18 protein-coding genes are annotated in these 21,160 nt (G+C 54.3%); 11 read left to right on the forward strand and 7 right to left on the reverse strand.

Going from position 1 to position 21,160, the window contains the following annotated elements:
- Nucleotides 1-16 precede the first annotated feature (16 nt).
- The 4 genes from AB1F12_RS06570 to AB1F12_RS06585 form a co-directional block, all read right to left on the reverse strand.
- Entirely contained in the window at nt 17-1,984 is a 1,968-nt protein-coding gene (locus AB1F12_RS06570; protein WP_368187491.1) for a DEAD/DEAH box helicase, read from the reverse strand.
- A gap of 324 nt (nt 1,985-2,308) precedes the next feature.
- Complete coding sequence (locus tag AB1F12_RS06575; protein WP_368187493.1) at nt 2,309-3,364, reverse strand: sugar phosphate isomerase/epimerase family protein; 1,056 nt, start codon at nt 3,362-3,364, stop codon at nt 2,309-2,311.
- 17 nt (nt 3,365-3,381) lie between these two features.
- A complete protein-coding gene (gene xylA / locus AB1F12_RS06580) occupies nt 3,382-4,692 on the reverse strand; it encodes a xylose isomerase (RefSeq protein WP_368187495.1) in 1,311 nt (436 codons plus the stop codon).
- Nucleotides 4,693-5,709, reverse strand: coding sequence for a LacI family DNA-binding transcriptional regulator (locus AB1F12_RS06585; protein ID WP_368187496.1), 1,017 nt, complete (start codon nt 5,707-5,709; stop codon nt 4,693-4,695).
- A 334-nt stretch (nt 5,710-6,043) separates the two neighbouring features.
- Between AB1F12_RS06585 and speA the strand changes: the two genes are divergently transcribed.
- From speA to AB1F12_RS06620, 7 genes are all read left to right on the forward strand, one after another.
- Nucleotides 6,044-7,933: a biosynthetic arginine decarboxylase gene (gene speA, locus AB1F12_RS06590; protein ID WP_368187498.1), complete on the forward strand. Its 1,890-nt coding sequence runs from the start codon at nt 6,044-6,046 to the stop codon at nt 7,931-7,933.
- A gap of 23 nt (nt 7,934-7,956) precedes the next feature.
- A complete protein-coding gene (locus AB1F12_RS06595; protein WP_368187500.1) occupies nt 7,957-9,168 on the forward strand; it encodes a saccharopine dehydrogenase family protein in 1,212 nt (403 codons plus the stop codon).
- Between the two features lie 2 nt (nt 9,169-9,170).
- Entirely contained in the window at nt 9,171-10,346 is a 1,176-nt protein-coding gene (gene nspC, locus AB1F12_RS06600; RefSeq protein WP_368187501.1) for a carboxynorspermidine decarboxylase, read from the forward strand.
- 1 nt (nt 10,347) lies between these two features.
- On the forward strand, nt 10,348-11,193 hold the full coding sequence (gene speB / locus AB1F12_RS06605; protein WP_368188297.1) for an agmatinase: 846 nt from the start codon (nt 10,348-10,350) through the stop codon (nt 11,191-11,193).
- A gap of 80 nt (nt 11,194-11,273) precedes the next feature.
- The gene (dusA, locus tag AB1F12_RS06610) at nt 11,274-12,254 is read left to right on the forward strand and encodes a tRNA dihydrouridine(20/20a) synthase DusA (RefSeq protein WP_368187503.1); all 981 of its coding nucleotides are present in this window, start codon (nt 11,274-11,276) and stop codon (nt 12,252-12,254) included.
- Nucleotides 12,251-12,697: an N-acetyltransferase family protein gene (locus AB1F12_RS06615; protein WP_368187504.1), complete on the forward strand. Its 447-nt coding sequence runs from the start codon at nt 12,251-12,253 to the stop codon at nt 12,695-12,697. The genes dusA and AB1F12_RS06615 overlap by 4 nt, the downstream gene beginning before the upstream one ends.
- 63 nt (nt 12,698-12,760) lie before the next feature.
- Complete coding sequence (locus tag AB1F12_RS06620) at nt 12,761-13,579, forward strand: sulfite exporter TauE/SafE family protein (protein WP_368187506.1); 819 nt, start codon at nt 12,761-12,763, stop codon at nt 13,577-13,579.
- A gap of 24 nt (nt 13,580-13,603) precedes the next feature.
- Here AB1F12_RS06620 and AB1F12_RS06625 read toward each other — a convergent pair whose 3' ends face one another.
- Genes AB1F12_RS06625 through ccmI form a run of 3 tightly spaced genes read right to left on the reverse strand, consistent with a single transcriptional unit; the run spans nt 13,604 to nt 15,599 of the window.
- Complete coding sequence (locus AB1F12_RS06625; protein WP_368187507.1) at nt 13,604-13,852, reverse strand: DUF1289 domain-containing protein; 249 nt, start codon at nt 13,850-13,852, stop codon at nt 13,604-13,606.
- A 26-nt stretch (nt 13,853-13,878) separates the two neighbouring features.
- Nucleotides 13,879-14,355 (reverse strand): Holliday junction resolvase RuvX, encoded by a 477-nt coding sequence (ruvX, locus tag AB1F12_RS06630; RefSeq protein ID WP_368187509.1) that lies wholly within the window; start codon nt 14,353-14,355, stop codon nt 13,879-13,881.
- Complete coding sequence (gene ccmI, locus AB1F12_RS06635; RefSeq protein WP_368187510.1) at nt 14,352-15,599, reverse strand: c-type cytochrome biogenesis protein CcmI; 1,248 nt, start codon at nt 15,597-15,599, stop codon at nt 14,352-14,354. The genes ruvX and ccmI overlap by 4 nt, the downstream gene beginning before the upstream one ends.
- Before the next feature lie 249 nt (nt 15,600-15,848).
- Here ccmI and AB1F12_RS06640 point away from each other — a divergent pair, with 249 nt between their 5' ends.
- From AB1F12_RS06640 to AB1F12_RS06655, 4 genes are read left to right on the forward strand one after another with little or no spacing between them, the layout of a single operon-like run.
- A complete protein-coding gene (locus AB1F12_RS06640) occupies nt 15,849-17,093 on the forward strand; it encodes a sarcosine oxidase subunit beta family protein (protein WP_368187513.1) in 1,245 nt (414 codons plus the stop codon).
- Between the two features lie 52 nt (nt 17,094-17,145).
- The gene (locus tag AB1F12_RS06645) at nt 17,146-17,475 is read left to right on the forward strand and encodes a sarcosine oxidase subunit delta (RefSeq protein ID WP_368187515.1); all 330 of its coding nucleotides are present in this window, start codon (nt 17,146-17,148) and stop codon (nt 17,473-17,475) included.
- Nucleotides 17,472-20,450: a sarcosine oxidase subunit alpha family protein gene (locus AB1F12_RS06650; RefSeq protein ID WP_368187517.1), complete on the forward strand. Its 2,979-nt coding sequence runs from the start codon at nt 17,472-17,474 to the stop codon at nt 20,448-20,450. Before AB1F12_RS06645 ends, AB1F12_RS06650 begins: the two co-directional genes overlap by 4 nt.
- A complete protein-coding gene (locus AB1F12_RS06655) occupies nt 20,443-20,997 on the forward strand; it encodes a sarcosine oxidase subunit gamma (protein WP_368187519.1) in 555 nt (184 codons plus the stop codon). Before AB1F12_RS06650 ends, AB1F12_RS06655 begins: the two co-directional genes overlap by 8 nt.
- Nucleotides 20,998-21,160 lie beyond the last annotated feature (163 nt).

A 21,160-nucleotide genomic window follows, 5' to 3' on the forward strand; every position in this document is an offset into this window, starting at 1 on the left:
ACAATAGACTACCTTTTTAGGTCTTTTTTCTTTTGGGCGGCGTCGATCCGCCCTTGTTAGAACGATCCGCTTTTTTGGCCAGCGCCTTCGCACGGTTTTTCTTGCTGGATGGTTTCCCTTTTGGAGGAGGTGGCCCTTTCGGCCGATCCGCACCTGAATTTGGCTTGCGAGCGCGAGGTTTGTCCGTTTTCTTGGGCTCTCTTTCAACGACAGCACCAGATTTAACGGCTTCGGATTCAAACGAACCTTTGGGTTTGCTGTGCTTTAGTGTTGATTTTGGCTTTTTCGTACGTGGAGCAGGGCTATCGTTCCAATCAACCGGCGGGGTAGAGGGACGTGATTTACGATGTCCTTCTTTTGCCGGATGTTTGCGTGGCTTCGCAGCAGGATCAAACCGTTTTTTCGACGCAATCACAGGCGGCGTTTTCAACTCTGTTAAAACAGCGTCATCTTCCACCTTCATCTCGGGACCGATTTTTGCGATGAAATCAGCGGCTGCCGATTTGCGAATTTCCACAAAGGATTCATCCTGTTGAATACGGATGGCACCAATGTCGTCTTTCGTGATGCCGCCAGCTTTGCACAACATCGGCAACAATCTACGCGGTTCGGCGTTTTGGCTACGTCCCCCAGAGAGTGAAAACCAAACACTTGGGCCAAATTCTTGGCGTGGTTTGGGCTTTTCGTTAGAGACGGTGGTCAATTCTTCGGGTGCGGAATGTTTCGACCGGTAAAGGCGCAGGTAAGCTGCGGCGATCTGTTCAATCGTGAACTTCTCGGTCATCTTTTCGATTGCTGCGCGTTCTGAATTTGCCGCTTCTTCTAACCATGACGGGTCGGCCAGCATGCGTTCTTCGTCCCGCAATTGCACGGCTTCTGCCGAGGGGGCCGTGTCCCAATCTGCGGAAAGTTTTGCCCATTTCAACAGACGCTCTGCCTTTTTGCGCGCAGCTGGCGGCACAATCAATGTTGAAACACCTTTACGACCTGCACGGCCTGTGCGCCCAGACCGGTGCAGCAATGTTTCGTGGTTGGTCGGCAATTCGGCGTGCACCACCAAATCCAAGTTCGGCAAATCGATCCCGCGCGCGGCCACATCAGTCGCAACGCAAACGCGGGCGCGTCCGTCGCGCATCGCCTGTAGGGCGTGGGTGCGTTCGTTTTGGGACAGCTCGCCGGACAATGCCACAACCGAAAAACCCCGGTTGGACAGGCGTGTGGTCAGGCGATTCACCATGGCGCGTGTGTTACAAAACACGATGGCGTTTGGTGCCTCATAATAGCGCAATACATTGATGATCGCGCTTTCGCCGTCGCGTGGGGACACATTCATCGCGCGATATTCAATGTCCGAATGCTGGCTGCTTTCGGATTTTGTGACCACCCGAATGGCGTCTTTTTGATAGCTTTGCGCCAGTTTTCCGATTGAGGCAGGAACCGTCGCAGAGAACAGCAATGTCTGGCGATCATCAGGGGATTCCCCAAGGATAAATTCCAGATCTTCACGAAATCCAAGATCCAGCATTTCATCTGCTTCGTCCAAAACCACGGCGCGCAAGAAGTTCAAATCGATGGAACCGCGCATAATGTGGTCGCGCAGACGGCCGGGGGTGGCGACGACAATATGCGCACCGCGGGCCAGATTGCGGCGTTCGTCGCGCATGTCCATGCCACCGACACATGATGCAACAACGGCGCCGGCCTTGCCATAAAGCCAGCTGAGTTCACGTTTCACTTGCAACGCTAATTCGCGCGTCGGTGCGATGACCAAGGCCAGCGGTTTATCGGCCGAGGGGAATTTTTCATCCTCGCCAAGCAAAGTCGGAGCAATGGCGAGGCCAAACCCGATGGTTTTGCCAGAGCCGGTTTGGGCGGACACCAACAAGTCGGCACCGATGAGGTCTGGCTTTGTGACAGCCTCCTGAACGGGTGTCAGGGTGGCATAGCCTTTGTGTTCGAGCGCGTCTGCGAGTGCTTTTTTCAAGGTCAAATTTTCTGTATCTACGAGGATCATTCAGGCCCTATGCCTGTGCGTGGTTGCGGCCGTCCTGGCCCCGATGCCAATCTGGGAGGTGGCAATCGGCGGTGTCTAATACGTCTGCGCGCAAATGTATAGTTTGTTGTTGGGATTTGATGGTTTCTGGTGAACTGGGCGGATTTGAAACGAAAAATGGCCGGAAATAGGGACCGGGGCAGGTGAAATCTGTCACATAAAGGCGCTTGAAATCAGGGTTCACAACAGATTCGCAAGCGAAAATCGGGAACGCAGAAGAGGGCAGGATCACCGCCCTCTCTTAGTTTGTGGGGATCAGGAAATACCCATCATTTTGGCATTCAGTGCTGCATCTGCACCGCCATCAGCAAAGTCATCAAAGGCCCGTTCCGTAACGCGGATGATGTGGTCCTTGACGAACTGCGCGCCTTCGACGGCACCGTCTTCTGGGTGTTTTAAGGCGCATTCCCATTCCACAACGGCCCAGCCATCAAAGTCATTTGCTGCCATTTTGGAAAACACTGCGGCGAAATCCACCTGACCATCACCTAAACTGCGGAACCGTCCGGCCCGATCAACCCAGGACTGATATCCGCCATAAACGCCCTGACGTCCTGTTGGATTGAATTCGGCATCCTTAACGTGGAACATCCGAATGCGGTCTTTGTAGATGTCGATATTATCAAGGTAATCAAGACATTGCAGCACATAATGGGACGGATCATACAGCATGCAGGCCCGGTCGTGTTTACCGGTCCGTTCCCAGAACATTTCGTAGGTGACGCCGTCATGCAGGTCTTCGCCTGGATGGATTTCATAGCAAACATCCACGCCACAATCATCCGCATGGTTTAAAATCGGCAGCCAGCGTTTTGCCAATTCATCAAAAGCCTGTTCGACCAGCCCAGCGGGGCGCTGCGGCCAAGGGTAAACATAGGGCCATGCCAGCGCGCCAGAAAACGTCGCATGGGCATTGATCCCCAGATGTTTGGATGCCGTAATCGCCTTTTTGACCTGATCCACCGCCCATTCTTGGCGCGCTTTTGGATTGCCACGCACGGATTCAGCGGCGAAACCGTCAAATGCATCATCATATGCCGGGTGAACCGCGACCAGTTGACCTTGCAAATGCGTTGATAATTCAGTAACTTCGACGCCATTGGCACGGGCTTGTCCGGCCCAATCTTCGCAATAGGCTTTGGATTCTGCTGCCTTGTCCAGATCGATGAAACGTGCATCCCAGCTGGGCACTTGCACCCCCAAATAGCCACAATCAGCGGCCCATTTGGTGATGCCATCCCATGTATTAAACGGTGCGTCGTCCCCGGCAAATTGCGCCAGAAACAACCCAGGTCCCTTAATGGTTTTCATGGTTTTCCTCCTAGAAATCAAACAAATCTATTCACGATATTTTCCAACTTTTCCTGTGCGCCAGACACAGGTTGTGGGGTCAGATTGCGCGCCTCTGCGTCTGCGGCGATCCCATCCAATGTGGCATCGGGCGCCAACATGGCTTGGGCTGCGGCATTGTTCCAACCCGCATATCGTGCACGTCGCGGAGCTTCTAATGCGTCGCTTTCGATCATTTTATGGGCTGAGATCAGGCCGCGGGCACAGATATCCATGCCGCCAATATGGGCCGCGATCAGATCTTCGGCGTCCAAAGATTGACGGCGTAATTTCGCGTCAAAATTGGTGCCGCCGGTTTTAAATCCACCGGCCATTAGCACTTCGTAATAGGCCAGGGCCGCTTCGGATGGCGAATTGGGGAATTGGTCGGTGTCCCAGCCGGATTGGTAATCGTTGCGGTTCATGTCGATCGAGCCAAAGATGCCCAATGTGCGGGCCATCGCCAATTCATGTTCAAATGAATGGCCCGCCAGAATGGCGTGACCTTGCTCTATATTCATCTGCACTTCGTCCTCAAGCCCGAACCGTTTGAGGAAACCATACACCGTAGCCACGTCAAAATCATATTGATGTTTTGTGGGTTCTTGTGGCTTTGGTTCGATTAGGATCGCGCCTTTGAACCCGATTTTGTGTTTGTATTCGACAACCATCGACAGGAACCGGCCCATTTGTTCCAATTCACGCGATAAATCCGTGTTCAGCAGGGTTTCATAGCCTTCGCGCCCGCCCCATAAAACGTAATTTTCGCCATTTAAACGGTGGGTTACGTCCATGCAGGATTTGACCGTTGATGCGCAATAGGCAAACACATCCGGGTCGGGATTGGTTGACGCGCCCGACATGTAGCGACGGTTGGAAAACATATTTGCCGTCCCCCAAAGCAGTTTTGGGCCACCCGCGGCCATTTTTGCTTCAAAGTAATCGGCCATCTCATTCAGGCGTTTATGGCTTTCGGCCAGGGTGTCGCCTTCGGGGCGCACGTCATGGTCGTGAAAACAAAAATAAGGCACATTCAAAATGCGGAACATTTCAAAGGCGGCGTCCGCTTTGGCCCGCGCCAAATCCATTGTGTCAGCCGGGAACCAAGGCCGTTCAAAGGTCTGACCGCCAAAGGGATCATTCCCTTCCCAGACGAAATTATGCCAATAACACACGGCAAATCGCAGATGTTCTGCCATGGTTTTATCCCCGAGCATCATATCGGGATTATAGTGACGAAACGCCAGCGGATTGGTGCTGTCGGGGCCTTCATAGGTCGCGGCGGGGATGTTTTGGAAATAGGTGGACACTTAGACGTTCTCCCGAACAAAAATATTAAGGGGGATGGTCCCCCGAGTTAGATCAACCTGACGTTTGTCACTCAGGTCTCGCATCAGTGAAACGGCGGCGCGGACTTCGGCGGCGGGGTTTTGATCGATGACCAAATCAATGTCCTCCGATTGCAGCGCGGCGCGTGTGTTATCGGTCAATTCATGCACAATCGTGACCGGACGTGGGGCGGATCCAGACAGCGCACGCAACATGCCGCGCGACCCGGCGCCAACGGAATATACCCCGACCAGCGGTGTGGTCTCTCGGGCGTTTTTCACTAGTTTTTCAACGGTTTGTGCACTGTCAAACCCCTGTGCTGCGGGTAAAAGCGTCAGATGTGGAAACCGTTCTGCCATTGTCGCACGGAACCCCATCACCCGTTCCATATGGTCACGCGCGCTTAGGCTGCCGGCAACCATTAACACCGTGCCGGATGGGGCGCGCACGAACCGGCCCAAAAACGCAGCGGCGGTACGTCCAGCGGCGACATTATCAGGCCCGACATAGGCGTTACGTTCGGATAGGGGCAGGTCAGACACCAAGGTTAACACGCTGACATTTTCCGCGCGCAGGCGCTTGATTTCGGTCTGCACTTCGGTCGATTGGGCCGCAATCATGGCAACACCGTCGGTGGTTTTCGCAGATAGGGCCCGTAACGCGGCCACTTGGGATGCGGTGTCAAAGGCGCGTGTTTCGATGATTTCGATTTGGACTTTGTCCTGATGCAGGCGTTTTTGTTCTGCATTCAGTTCCGCACGCAGCAAACCGACAAAACCAGATGCCGTGTCTGGCAGGATAAAGGCGAACCGATACTCGCGGCGTCTAGATAGGTTTGCGGCAGAAATATCCCGGACATAGCCGGTTTGCTCGATTGCTGCGTGGACCTTTTTTAGCGATTTTTGGGCAACGCCGCCCCGATTGTTCAGCACCCGGTCTACGGTTGCCAGACTAACATTTGCGATTTTAGCGACATCATGAACGGTGGGGCGTGACATGTTTTCTCCTCGGGGTGTTTGTGGTCTTTCAAAATGAGGTACGTCAATCAAAAAATGAGGCACTACAGGCAAAAGGGGGGGTAATGACATGAAAAATATATACTTAATTTTTGCGGGTCGATGCTGATTTTGGCCCGCGGATGGAATTGTTTTGACCTGCCTTAGGGCCACAATCAGAATCGACGGGCCTGGATTGAAACCTAAAATGCTGCGTAAAGCCCGCGTTTGGAGGGTTTTGCTTCAAATTAGGGTTTGGGACAGGTATTTTTTGACGCTATAGGAGCGCACGAAACAGAATCATCCCACATCCATCCACGCTTCAGGAGCCACCAATTTGAACCAACACGATCTTGCTGCGCATTCCGTTTATGCCATCGACCGCTGGGGGCATGAATTTGTAGAAGTGATGCCAAACGGGGATCTGGGTTTGAAAAATCCGCTAAATCCTGACGGACCAAGTGTGAGTTTGCCTTCGATCATCCATGGCCTGCAGGATCGCGGAATTGATGCACCATTATTGCTGAGGGTCAGTTCGTTTCTGGAACAGGGCATTCGCAATATTAACGAAAGTTTCCGCACAGCGATCGACCGGGTGGGGTATCGCGGCGTTTATCGCGGTGTGTTCCCGATCAAGGTTAACCAGCAGGCGCAGGTCATTGATCGCATCGTCGAATTCGGGCGTCCCTATTCCTACGGGTTAGAGGCCGGATCAAAACCTGAATTGGTGATTGCACTGGCGCATCGTTTGGCCAAAGACGCGTTGATTGTTTGCAACGGTGTCAAAGATGCCGAATTTATCCGGCTCGCAATTTTGTCGCGCAAATTGGGGTTCAATACGGTTATCGTTTTGGAAAGCCCCAAGGAATTGGAAACCGTTTTGGAGGTTTTCCAAGAGTTGGGACAAGAGCCGTTGCTGGGCGTGCGGGTTAAACTGACCAATCAAATTAGCGGAAACTGGGCCGAAAGCTCTGGTGATCGGTCCACGTTTGGAATGCACACGGATCAATTGGTGGCAGTGGTAGATCGGTTGAAACAGGCCGGATTACTGCATTGCCTAAAGCTGCAACATTCGCATTTAGGGTCGCAAATTCCGGACGTGAATGACGTGCGCCGCGCCGTTGGAGAAGCCTGTCGTTACTTTACCGAACTCAGCCGGGAAGGGGTGCCGTTAACACATCTTGATCTGGGCGGGGGGCTTGGGGTGGATTACACGGGCGAACGGACTGCCAGTGAAAATTCGATCAATTATACCGTGGCCGAATATTGCGCCAACGTGGTCGAAACCGTCGCCTATGCCATGGACGAGGCAGAGTTGGCGCATCCCACATTGGTCACCGAAAGCGGACGCGCGGTTGTCGCGGCGTCCTCGATGTTGGTGTTTAACGTGTTGGAAGCGACATTTTATGACGCCCATTCTGCCCCCAAACCAGATGCCGAGGATCACCATCTGATGACGGATCTGGCTGAAATCGCCAGCTATCTCTCTGAAAATCGCATTCAGGAATGTCTGAATGATGCGACGTTTTATCGGAACGAATTGCGGGCTTTGTTTCGGCGTGGATACATTGATTTGCGGCAAATGGCACGAGGAGAGCGGATTTACCTGCATCTTATGTCCAAAATCAAAGCCGCTGTTCCCTCGGCGGGTGCATCTGCCGAAATCGATGCGCAGCTTGAGCAGCTGGCGGATATTTACCACTGCAACTTTTCGTTATTTCAATCCCTGCCGGATGTTTGGGCGATTGATCAATTGCACCCGGTTGTGCCGCTGCAAAACCTAAACCAAGTGCCCGACCGGCGCGCCGTTTTGTCCGACATTACCTGTGATTCAGACGGCAAAATTGATCAATTCATTCTGGCGGACGGTGTTTCACCTTCTTTGCCTGTTCATACTTTGGACGACGAAACGCCCTATTATATCGGGGCGTTCTTTGTTGGGGCCTATCAGGAAACGTTGGGCGATTTGCACAATCTGTTTGGCGATACAAACGTTGCCACGATCGAACTGCGCCCAGATGGCGGGTTTGATCTGTTGCACGAACAGGACGGGGATACGATCGCCGAGGTAATGTCCTATGTGGAATACGACCCGCGCGATTGCGTGGATGCATTCCGTAAATTGGTAGAGCAGGCGATATCTGAAAACCGTCTGAATGCCAAAGAACGCAAAACCTTAATGGCCGCCTATCGCGACAGCATCAACGGCTATACATATTATGAATAATCAATCCATCTGGAGGCAAACCCATGGGTAAAACGCTGGTGATTGGCGCGGGCGGTGTATCGTCCGCAGCTGTGCATAAAATGGCGATGAATGCGGATATTTTTTCCGATATCACCTTGGCATCACGTCGAAAATTCAAATGTGATGACATCGCCGCTGAGGTGAAAAATCGCACTGGCGTGACCATTAAAACCGCAGAAGTTGATGCAATGGATGTGGCCGCAACGGTTGCCTTGATCCGGGAAACCGGGGCAGATCTATTGGTTAACCTCGCGCTGCCATATCAGGATTTGAAACTGATGGATGCCTGTTTAGAAGCAGGGATTCACTATCTGGACACGGCCAATTACGAACCCGAAGACGTGGCGAAATTCGAATATCATTGGCAATGGGCCTATCAGGACAAATTCAAAGAAGCGGGGCTGACGGCGATCCTTGGCTCAGGTTTTGATCCGGGGGTGACATCGGTTTTTGCGACTTGGTTGAAAAAGCACAAGCTCGACACAATTCGCCAAATTGACATTCTGGATGCCAATGGTGGCGACAATGGTCAGGCATTTGCGACAAATTTTAACCCCGAAATTAACCTGCGCGAAGTTCTGGCCGAAGTCCGTCATTGGGAAAATGGCGACTGGGTGCATAGCCCTGCATTGACCAACAAACAGGTCTATGATTTCCCCGGTGTGGGCGTGAAAAACATGTACCAGATGTATCACGAAGAGTTAGAGAGCCTGTCGACCCATTTCCCTGAAATCGAACGTGCTCGGTTCTGGATGACCTTTGGGGACGCCTACATTATGCACGCTACGGTTTTGCAAAATGTGGGCATGACCCGGATTGATCCGGTGATGCATGACGGTCAGGAAATCATTCCGATTCAGTTTCTTAAAACGTTGTTGCCTGATCCCAGCGATCTGGGCGCATTGACCAAAGGCAAAGCCTGTATTGGCGACATCGCGACTGGTCAGGCCAAAGACGGATCGGGCGAAAAAACGTTTTATATCTATAACATATGTGATCACGAAGAGTGCTATGCCGAGGTCGGATCACAGGCCGTTTCATACACAACCGGCGTGCCGGCGATGATCGGCGCGGCCCAAATCCTGAAAGGAAATTGGCGCCAACCCGGTGTTTGGAACATGGAGCAACTCGATCCTGATGACTTCATGGATATGTTGAATGTTCATGGCCTGCCTTGGCATGTTCAGGAACTTGACGGTCCGGTAGATTTTTAAAAATGTCGGATGTGATGCAAACGCAGGCCGGAGATGCTGGGGCGTTTCGGGATTTTGATCTGTCCCGTGTTCCCAGTCCTGCCTTTGTCGTGGATGAGGTTGCAATCGAACGCAACCTCATGATTTTGAACGATGTTTCGGAACGTTCCGGCGCGCATGTTCTATCTGCGTTAAAGGCGTTTTCGATGTTTGCATTGGCGCCATTAATCCGCAAATACCTATCGGGCACCTGCGCGTCGGGCCTCTTTGAGGCGCGGCTTGCCCGGCAGGAATATGGGGGCGAGGTGGTCACATATTGCGCCGGATATAAGGCGCATGAGATCGAAGAGATAATCGGATTGTCAGACCATCTGATTTTTAACTCCGCCGCGCAAAAGGATCGCTTTCTACCTCAGGTGAACTGCGCTGAGCGCCCTGTTCAGGTGGGGTTGCGCATCAATCCCGAACATTCGGAGGGTGAGATCCCAAAATACGATCCCTGCGCACCCGGATCGCGGTTGGGCATGCCGATTTCGCAGCTAAATTCTGACATTTTGACTGGGGTGGACGGTCTGCATTTTCACACATTGTGTGAGCAGGGCTTTGAGCCGTTTCAACGGACTTGGGCGGCGATAGAACCCAAAATAACACCCTATTTGGATCAGTTGAAATGGTTAAATTTTGGCGGTGGGCATCACATCACGCGCTCTGATTATGACCGGGACGGGTTGATCAACCTGATCCGCGAAATCAAATCAAAAACCGGGCTGGAAATCTATCTGGAACCGGGCGAAGCGGTGGCATTGGATGCCGGCATTTTGGTGGGTGAAGTGTTGGATTTGCCAACGAACAAAATTGATCTCGCGATTTGCGATATTTCCGCGACTTGCCACATGCCCGACGTGATCGAAGCACCTTATCGCCCCGCGATGTTAAACGAAGCCGAACAGGGGGCGACCTATCGTTTTGGTGGCCCGTCCTGTTTGGCCGGTGACGTGATCGGCGATTACACGTTTTCCGCGCCGTTAAAGATTGGCGATCGGTTCGCATTTTTGGATCAGGCCCATTATTCGATGGTAAAAACCAATACTTTCAATGGCGTACCGCTGCCTGCGATCATGCTTTGGAACTCTAAAACAGATCAATTGACCACTATCCGAGAGTTTACATATGACGACTTCCGCAACAGACTTTCGTGAAATGACACCGTTTCTGGACAGCGAATTAACGCCATCGGAACGCGGTCAAAACGCTATGTTTCGTGTCATTCCGATGCCTCTGGAACGCACCGTGTCATTTGGGGCAGGGACGGCCATGGGGCCGGGTGCGATCCTATCGGCCAGCGATGAACTTGAACGGTTGTGCAACGGGTCAGAGCCATGTGCAAACGGGATCACCACGGAACCTTGTGTTGATTGCGACGGACCGCTGCCCGAGGTCATGGAACGATTGGCAAAGCGGACACAAACAGCCGTTGAAAATGGTAAAATCCCGGTCACGCTTGGGGGCGAACATTCGTTAACATATGGCGCGGTGATGGGGGTCATGCGGGGATTGGGCAAACCGGTCGGGATCGTTCAGATCGACGCCCATGCGGATCTGCGCATTGCCTATCAGGGCGAAAAACATTCACATGCTTCGGTGATGCATTTGTTGTCCGAACAGGGGGTGCGTCTGGCGCAATTTGGTGTGCGCGCCCTATGCCAACAAGAGGCAGAGAGCCGCGAAAAATATGATGTCTTTTTTCGCGACGCTGAGGAATTGGTGGTCAACAACATTTTCGAAGTTGATCTACCCGATGACTTTCCCGAATTGGTCTATGTGTCGTTTGATGTGGATGGGCTTGATCCGTCACAGATGCCCGCCACAGGGACGCCGGTGCCCGGTGGGCTTAGCTATTACCAAGCGCTGCGTTTGGTCGAACATTGCCTGAAAGGGCGCACATGTGTTGGCCTGGATGTGGTGGAGCTGGCCCCAGACGGCAATGCCGCGTGGGATTTCACCGCCGCTCAGATCACCTATCGCTTGATGGCCGCCGCAATTTGAGGTGGTTTGAATGATCCCCCCTGTATTAAGAGAGCTTTACTCAGGTAAAAGCCCAACAGATGGGCCTTGGAAAAGTCGACATGACCACAAATGTAACCCAATCCGCACGTCTATCTGTCGCCCCGATGATGGATTGGACGGATCGCCATTGCCGGTATCTGCATCGTTTGATGTCCTCGCAAACGCTGCTTTATACAGAAATGGTAACGGCGCCGGCTTTGGTGCGGGGCAATGCGCTGCATTTGTTGGACTACAACCCCGAGGAACATCCGGTTGCGTTGCAATTGGGCGGTTCTGATCCCCATGAATTGGCGCAGGCAGCGTCGCTTGGGGCAGAGTTTGGATATGATGAGATCAATCTCAATTGTGGGTGTCCGTCGGATCGGGTCCAATCGGGGTCATTTGGCGCGGTATTGATGGAAAACGCGGATTTGGTGGCGCGTTGTTGTCAGGCCATGATTGACGCGCAGCCCGTTGAAATAACTGTAAAATGCAGGATTGGTGTGGATGATCAGGACCCGACACAGGTCCTGCCTGATTTTATTGAAACGGTTGCAAAATCGGGCGTAAAACGGTTTTCAATTCACGCCAGAAAGGCATGGCTGCAAGGGCTGAGCCCCAAAGAAAACCGCGATATTCCGCCTTTGGATTACGACATTGCGTTGCAGATGAAACGCGATTTTCCGCACCTGCATATTTCGCTCAATGGGGGGGTGACTACATTGGACGAAGCCGAGGCTCATCTGGCCGCGGGATTTGACGGCGTGATGATTGGACGTGCTGCCTATCATGCACCGTCCAGCGTGTTGCTGGATGCGGATCAGCGGATTTTTGGCATCGCCAAATCCAAGGAAGCCGCTGAAATCGTTCGTGAAATGCTGCCTTATATTGACTGGCATGTGTCGCAGGGGGGCAAATTGGCTCAGGTGACGCGCCACATGCTGGGGCTGTTTCAGGGCCGCCCCGGGGCACGTCATTGGCGTCGTATTCTTTCTCAAGAAGGGCACAAACCTGGCGCGGGCACCGACATTGTGTTGCGCGCATTAGAGGCGGTGACATGAATGTGCGTCCCGCGCGTGTCACGGATGCCAAAACAATTGCGCATCTGACCCAAGGCCTGTGCGAACATCATGGCGACACGTCCTCTTTGACGGCTGAAACAATCGCCTCTTTGATTGACCAAGCCGGGTTTTTGACCTTTGCGACCTGTGGTGATCCTGTTGTGGGTTATGTGGCCTATTACCGCGTGACACAGCTACATGCGCAGGAATTTGGGCTATATGTGCATCATTTATACGTCGAACCGGATGCGCGCGGGCAGGGGATTGGTCAGAAACTCATGACCTATGTCGAACAACAGGCCCTCGCAGGGGGGATGACCTATGTCCAAGTCAGCGCCGATCCTGACAATCAAATGGCCAGCGCCTATTTGTCGATGGATTACGAAGAAAGCCCGCCCAACACGGCGCGCCGGTTTCTGAAAAACCTGAAAAGTCACCCCTAAGGCTGGTCTTTTCTATTTGCCCAACTAAGGTGCCGACACGGGTTAACCCCAAAGGAGAAAACCATGCCGGACCTATCCCTCTTATTGCCGATGGCGTTGTTATTGCTGGGAATTGGCGCGTTTGCTGGGGTATTGGCCGGATTGCTGGGCGTGGGTGGCGGCATAGTGTTGGTGCCTGCGTTTTTCTATGCGTTCACCGTGCTTGGCTATGACTCGCCGCAATTGATGCAGATGTGTCTGGGCACGTCGTTGGCCACCATTATCGTCACATCGATGCGGTCCGTTTTGTCCCATAACCGCAAAGGGGCGGTGGATTGGGGCATCCTGCGGGGCTGGGCGCCGGGTATTGTGGTTGGTGCCATCATCGGTGTCAGCATCGCAGCTTTGCTCCGCTCTGCTACGTTGCAATTCATATTTGGGGGACTGGCCATCATCGTTGGGCTTTATATGGCATTTGGTCGATCGCATTGGCGGTTGGCGGACACAATGCCAACAGGGCCATTGCGGTGGGCGCTGTCGCCATTGCTGGGGTTTTTATCCGTGTTGATGGGGATCGGCGGCGGATCCTTTGGCGTCCCCGTCATGAGCCTGTTTGGCACGCCCATTCACCGCGCAGTGGCCACGGCGGCCGGTTTTGGCGTGATCATTGCCGTCCCATCCGTGATCGGGTTTTTGATGGTCGATATGTCAGTGGCCCCGCCCTACACAATCGGCGCGGTCAATCTGGTCGCCTTTGCGCTGGTGATTTCAATGACATTGATCACCGCGCCATGGGGGGCAGCACTGGCCCATAAAATGGACCCCAAACCGTTGAAACGGGTGTTTGGTGTGTTTCTGATCTTGGTGGCGCTGAATATGTTGCGCAAAGCGCTGGGGTATTAGATCGCAATCAGGCCGGTTTTACCGCTAGCCACGGCCCAAACGCGCGGCGCGTCCACCCCAGCGTTTTTTCAATTGCCCGGCACGGTCTGGCAACGCGGCCATGATGTCTTGGCGCATCTCAGGGCTCATTTGGCTCCAATCGCGGATTTCATCCATCGACCGCAAACAGCCCGTGCAAATACGCGCCTCTGGATGAACCACACAAATGTTCACGCAGGGGCTCTCAATCTCGGAACGGGCCCAGATGTCATTTGATTTGTCGGGTGTGTTCATCCGCGTTTCAATCCCAATTTTACCGCTCAAGTGGCGGCGTTCAAATGTTGCAATCGATCCAACATCCCCTGTAGAATATACCCAGCTGCCACATGATCTATGACCTCTGCGCGACGTTTTCGAGACGTATCCGCCTCAATTAGGGCGCGTTCGGCGGCAATGGTCGACATGCGTTCATCCCAATAGACAATCGGCAAATCGGTTAACCGGCTTAGATTGCGGGCGAATGCGCGGGTGGCTTGGGCGCGCGGACCTTCGGATCCGTCCATGTTGCGCGGCAATCCCAGCACCAATCCGACGATGTCGCGTTTCTGGCAGATCTCTAATAATTGCGCTGCATCAACGCCGAATTTTTTGCGTTTGATGGTTTGGGTCGGGGTCGATACCGACCGCAAGACATCGGAAATAGCGACCCCAATCGTTTTGGTGCCCAAATCCAGCCCGGCCAAGGCGCCCATTTGGGGGACTTGGGTTACAAATTCTTCTGCGGTTTCAGTGATCATTCCGTTAGTCCCGCCTGCGCTGCTGCGCGTTCGATCATGGATAATTCATTGGGATGTTGGGCAAAGACGTCGCGGGCTTCGCCCAGAATGGCATTGGCCCTGACGGTGTCGCCCAAAACCGTATAGGCGCTGATCAGGCGGGCCCAGTCGCTGGCAGGGCCGCCTTCGTTTGCCAAACGGTCAGACAATTGCGCAACCATGCCTTGGATCATGTCGGCGCGATCCGCCTCAGACATGTCCGCGGCCGCTGCAATGTCTGCGGCACTCGGGCCTGTGACAGGTGTTTCGGATAGGGCGGGTAATGTGTAATCAATGCCAGCACGGAATGCTGCGACTTCGATCTGGGACCGGGTCAGGCGCACATGCACATCTTCTATTTGGCCATGATCCACAATGGGTTGCCATAGCCGAAACGCCAGATCAGGACGATCTGTACCATCATAAAGCAACCCTAGATAATACCGCCCCGCGATATTTTGTGGCTCGCGATCCAGTATTTGACGGGTGATGAATTCGGCCTCTGGGGACACAAAGCCTTCGGTTGCGGCCACCATCAGATCAACCAGCCGCACCTGTTCCTCTATGGGGACCCGCACCCCCAGCAAATCGACAACCCGTTCCTGAGCAATCGCCGCTGCACCGTATTGCGATAGCGCCGCTTCGTGACGGGCCAGCAATTGCCATCCGTTCAGATCATCCGGGCGGGTGGGAACAATGTCACGCAATTGCGTGACCATCGCCATATATTCCTCTGGCACATCACCTAGGTCTGGGGCCGGGGCGTTTTGCGCGACCAATGCCGCCATGTCAGCCTGCGAAGGACGGTTTTCACGCATCTCATCGGACCGGGCCAATCGATCTGCCAGCCGAATGTCTGGATAACCCGGCGCGCCCAGGCTCAGATACAGGCCAATCGTTAGGCCAAGGATCGCGATGCCGCCCCCCAATGCCAATGCTTTGTTGGCCAATCCTGACCCATTGACCAAAACCGCCTGCTGCGCAGTGTCAGCCGCCAACAGGCGACGCGCAATTTCCGTGCGAGTGCGTTCTGCTTCGGTCTGGTCCAAAACGCCCCGCGCCAAATCCCGGTCCACCTCGGCCAATTGGTCCCGATAGATCGCCAAATCTTCGCGCGGCGCATCCGCCTGATCCGGGTCGGATTGGGATTTGATCCGCAACAGCGGCACTGCAATAGTCGCGACGGTCAAAATCGCCATCACACCTGAGATGATCCAAAACAGCATAACGTCTCCGATACTGGTCACCACTTCCCTAAAGAAGCCCGCAGCCGGGGGAAACCCCCGCGACATTGTAGCCCTGTGCCCCAGCAAGGTTTCACAGTAAAAATCCGGTGAATGGATCACATGTCGCAACTGACCTGTGTCGTGCCGTTCGGCAGCTTTGTCGCAAATGTGAAATTCCGTATCAAAATATCCAACGCCCGAATCCACAGGTTCGAAATCTGTGCACCGAATCCATAGGGAAACGCCCAAATGAAACGCTATTCAGCCTTTGCCATCGCCCGTGAAGCCGCCCGGTATCATACCGGTTGGGAACGGGCTTGGCGCGCGCCAGACCCCAAAAAGAAATACGATGTTGTGATCGTCGGGGCCGGGGGGCATGGTCTGGCGACGGCGTTTTATCTGGGCAAAAACTTTGGCATCACCAATGTGGCTGTGATCGAAAAGGGCTGGCTGGGCGGCGGCAATACCGGGCGCAACACCACCATCATTCGATCCAATTATCTGCAGGACCCGTCGGCGGCGATCTATGAAAAGGCCCGCAGCCTGTATGAAACCATGTCCCAAGATCTGAACTACAACGTGATGTTCAGCCCCCGTGGCGTGATCATGCTGGCCCAGACCCAATCCGAAATTCGCGGCTATCAGCGCACGGCCTATGCCAATGCATTACAAGGCGTTCAAACCGAATGGATCGGGCCGGACCGGGTGAAACAATTGGTGCCGATCATCAATTTAGATGGGCCACGGTATCCGGTTCTGGGCGGGCTTTATCAGGCACGCGGCGGCACGGCGCGCCATGATGCGGTCGCCTGGGGCTATGCGCGGGCCTGTTCAGACATGGGCATGGACATCATCCAGCAATGCGAAGTCACCGGCATTCGCCGCGATGGCGCCCGTGTGGTTGGCGTGGACACCACCAAAGGCGCGATTGATTGCGACAAACTGGGCGTGGTTGTGGCCGGGTCCACGTCTGTGTTGACCGAAATGGCCGGGTTCCGCGTCCCAATGGAAAGCGTGGCGTTGCAGGCCTTAGTGTCCGAACCGATCAAACCCTGCATGGATGTGGTGGTGATGGCCAATACTGTGCATGGCTATATGTCCCAATCCGACAAAGGCGAAATGGTCATCGGCGGCGGTACGGACGGGTTTAACAACTACACCCAGCGCGGATCGTTCCACCACATCGAAGAAACCGTGCGCGCGCTGGTCGAAACCTTCCCGATGGTGTCGCGCCTGAAAATGCTGCGCCAATGGGGCGGGATCGTGGATGTCACAGGCGACCGGTCGCCAATGATCACCAAAACCCCGGTTGAGGGCATGTTCATCAATGCTGGCTGGGGCACGGGCGGGTTTAAATCCATCCCCGGATCAGGCTGGGCCATGGCCGAACTGATGGCCAAAGGTCATTCCCCCCTGACCGAAGAATTCACCATGAACCGGTTCCGCGAAGGCAAATTCATCGACGAAAGCGTCGCAGCAGGGGTGGCCCACTGATGTATGACCTGATTTTTCACACCTTTTCTTCGATTAATCGAAAGGGCGTACAATGCTGATCCTCGATTGCCCCTATTGCGGCGTGCGCGCCGAAGAAACTGAATTTCACGCCGGTGGCGAGGCGCATTTGAAACGTCACGGCCCCGGGTCCACTGACGACCAATTCGAAGAATACCTGTTCATGCGGGAAAACCCGCGTGGGGTGCATTTTGAACGTTGGCGGCACGTGAATGGCTGCGGAAAATGGTTCCATGCGGCACGCTGCACGGCGACGCTGGAAATCTTTGGCACCTATAGCGCCCAGACCACCGAACCCCCGCAAAACATCTGTGATGCGATCACCGCCAAACGGCCCGGTTGGAGCTGGAGGACCTTTTCATGAGCACACGTCTGGCCACAGGCGGTCGCCTGATCGACCGCACCTCAACCGTGAAATTCACCTTTAACGGCAAACAGTTACAGGGTCACGCAGGCGACACGCTTGCCTCGGCATTGCTGGCCAATGACCAGATGCTGGTCGGTCGGTCGTTCAAATACCACCGCCCGCGCGGCATCGTGGCCTCTGGCGCTGAGGAACCCAATGCGCTGGTCGGATTGGGGCAGGGTGGCACGTTTGAACCCAACCAACGGGTCACAACCACCGAATTGTTTGACGGGCTGACATCGTCCAGCCAGAACCACTGGCCCAGCCTGGAATTTGACATCGGCGCGATCAACAACAAAGTCGCCCGGTTCCTGCCAGCCGGGTTTTACTACAAAACCTTCATGGCGCCGCGGGCCGCGTGGAAACACCTGTTTGAACCGATTGTCCGGCAATCCGCCGGTCTTGGCAAAGTGCCCAAAGACCGCGATGTCGACACCTATGAACATTTCTATGCCATGGTCGATGTGCTGATCATTGGCGGCGGCATTGCAGGGCTTTTGGCGGCGAAACAGGCCGCTGCGAATGGTCAAAAGGTCATGCTGGTCGAACAAAACGCCCATTGGGGCGGACGCGCGCCGGTTGATGGCGACGTGATCGATGGCCAACCGGCCGCGGATTGGATCGACGCTACCTTGGCTGAATTGCAGGCCATGGAAAACGTGCAAATCCGTGCGCGCTGCATGGGGGCGGGCATCTATGATCACGGCTATGTGCTGGCGTATGAACGGCTGAGCGATCATACCCCCGACGTTGATGGACCGCGGCACCGTTTGTGGCGTATTCGCGCTGGCAAAATCATCACCGCAACCGGTGCAATTGAACGCCCGCTTAGCTTTGCGGGCAATGATATTCCCGGTGTGATGCTGGCCGCTGCGTTGCGTGATTATGTGGTTAATTGGGGCGTTTCAGTTGGGGACCGCACTGTTGTGGTGACCAATAATGACGACGCGTACCGCACCGCGATTGCCCTGAAAAACGCCGGGCTGGACGTGCCTGCGATCATCGATGCACGCCCCTCTTCGGATGGGGATTTGGTGGCGCAGGCGCAGTCGCTGGGCATCAATGTGCAGTTCGGCAAAGCCATCGCATCGGTCAAAGGCACCAAACGTGTGACCGGCGTCACAATCTGTGCCCAAGCAGGCGAAGGCGCTGTTTTGGAAGAGATTTCTTGTGATGCGGTGGCCATGTCCGGCGGCTGGTCGCCCGTGGTGCATCTGTGGTCTCATTGTGGTGGCAAACTGACTTGGGACACCGAAAACGCGATGTTTCGCCCAGATGCAAACCGTCCGCCTTTGGGGGCTGATGGCACCGGATTTGTGCAGGTAGTTGGGGCTGCCAATGGCGCGTTGACCTGTGATCAAACCCTATCGGATGTGGTGGCAACATTGGGTGGCACCACCCCCAAAGCAGACATCGTTGCCCAATCCCCGATGGCCCCAGTTTGGATGATGCCACAGGGCGCAGGCCCGGCTTTGCGCATGAAAATGTGGCTGGATTATCAAAACGACGTCAAAGTTTCGGACGTGCGATTGGCTGCCCAAGAGGGCTATGAAAGCGTCGAACATACCAAACGTTACACCACATTGGGTATGGCGACTGATCAAGGTAAACTGAGCAACATCAATGGATTAGCGACGTTGGCTGGCGCGTTGAACGCGGATATCCCGTCTGTGGGAACCACCACGTTCCGCCCGCCCTATACGCCGATTTCCATGGGATCGATTGCAGGCGAAGCACGCGGCGAGCTGTTTCAACCGATCCGACAAACCCCGATGCATGCGTGGCATGATCAAAACGGGGCGGATTGGGAACCGGTTGGCCAATGGCGCCGCCCGTATTGCTATCAACGCGACGGGGAAAGCCAGCATGACGCGGTGATGCGCGAAGTGCTGAACACGCGGCAAAACCTCGGGCTGTTGGACGCGTCTACGCTGGGTAAATTGATCGTCAAAGGCCCAGATGCAGGGCGTTTTCTGGACATGATGTACACAAACATGATGTCGAATCTGAAACCGGGCAAATGCCGCTATGGGCTGATGTGTTCCGAAAACGGGTTCCTATTGGATGACGGCGTGGTTGCGCGCATTGATGACGACACATGGCTATGTCACACCACATCTGGCGGCGCAGACCGCATTCATGCCCACATGGAAGAGTGGCTTCAAACCGAATGGTGGGACTGGAAAGTTTACGTCGTCAATGCCACCGAACAATTGGCTCAGGTCGCTGTTGTTGGTCCTAATGCACGAAAAGTATTGGAAAAAATCGGAACGGAAACCGATCTGTCCGCAGCGGCCCTACCATTAATGGGCTGGGTTGATGCCAAATTAGGCGGCTTTGACGCCCGGATCTATCGCATTTCATTTTCCGGCGAATTGTCGTTTGAAATCGCCGTTCCCGCCAGCCAGGGCCGCGCATTTTGGGATACCCTCATCGATGCCGGGGCAGAGTTTGGCGTGATGCCGTATGGCACGGAATGCCTGCATATCATGCGCGCCGAAAAAGGGTTCATCATGATTGGCGACGAAACGGATGGCACGGTCATTCCGCAGGATTTGGGCCTGCACTGGGCCATTTCCAAAAAGAAAGACGATTTTATCGGCAAACGCGCACAATTGCGGTCGCATATGGCTGATCCAACGCGTTGGCAGCTGGTCGGGCTGGAAACCTTGGACGGGTCGGTGATCCCGGACGGGGCCTATGCCATCGCCGATGGGGTTAACGCCAACGGTCAGAAAATGACCCAAGGCCGCGTCACATCCACCTATCATTCGCCGACATTGAACAAAGGGATTGCAATGGGATTGGTTCTGAACGGGCCGGACCGCATGGGCGAAGTCATCACATTCCCCGGCATCAACGCGCCTGATGTGGCGGCCAAAATCGTCAGCCCTGTCTTCTTTGATCCAGAAGGGGAGAAGCAAAATGTCTAACCTTGTCAGCGCTTTGAATGGCAAATCTGAAAACGGCGTGCAGGAATGCGGATTGCGTGGCATGATCACGCTGCGCGGGGATTTGTCCGATGTGACTTTGCGCAAAACCTGTTTGCAAATCACCGGGGTAGAGGTTCCTGAAACACGTCGCGTAAACATGTCAGGTGATCGCGGATTGGCCTGGATGTCGCCGGACGAATTGTTGATTTTGCTGCCCTATGGGGATGTCGCAGACGCTTTAACACAGATCGAAACAGGTCTGGCGGGCACACATTTTATGGCTGAAAACGTCTCAGATGCGCGAGCAATGTTCACAATCGCGCCGGATATCGCACGTGATACGATCGCACGATTGTCACCGGTGGATATGTCTAACGACAGCTTTTCATCGGGCGATTTTCGCCGCACGCGTATCGCCCAGGTGGCCGCGGCGTTTTGGATGTCCGACACCGGAATGGTGCAGGTGATCTGTTTCCGGTCTGTGGCGCAATATGTGTTTGGCACCCTGTCAAACGCTGCCAAATCCGGCCCGGTTGGACATTTCTAACGGGGTACAAACCGACCACGGACAAGCTCAAAACTTTTCACGAATTGGACACATTTTCATCCATTTCCACGGCTAACCTCTGTTTAACAAAATAAAGAGGGTGGTGTTATGGGTGAGCAGCTAACGCGTCCGTTCTATGAAAATCAGTTTTATTTGAATCGGG

Source organism: Aestuariibius sp. HNIBRBA575 (assembly GCF_040932005.1).
Classification (GTDB): domain Bacteria; phylum Pseudomonadota; class Alphaproteobacteria; order Rhodobacterales; family Rhodobacteraceae; genus CANLNM01.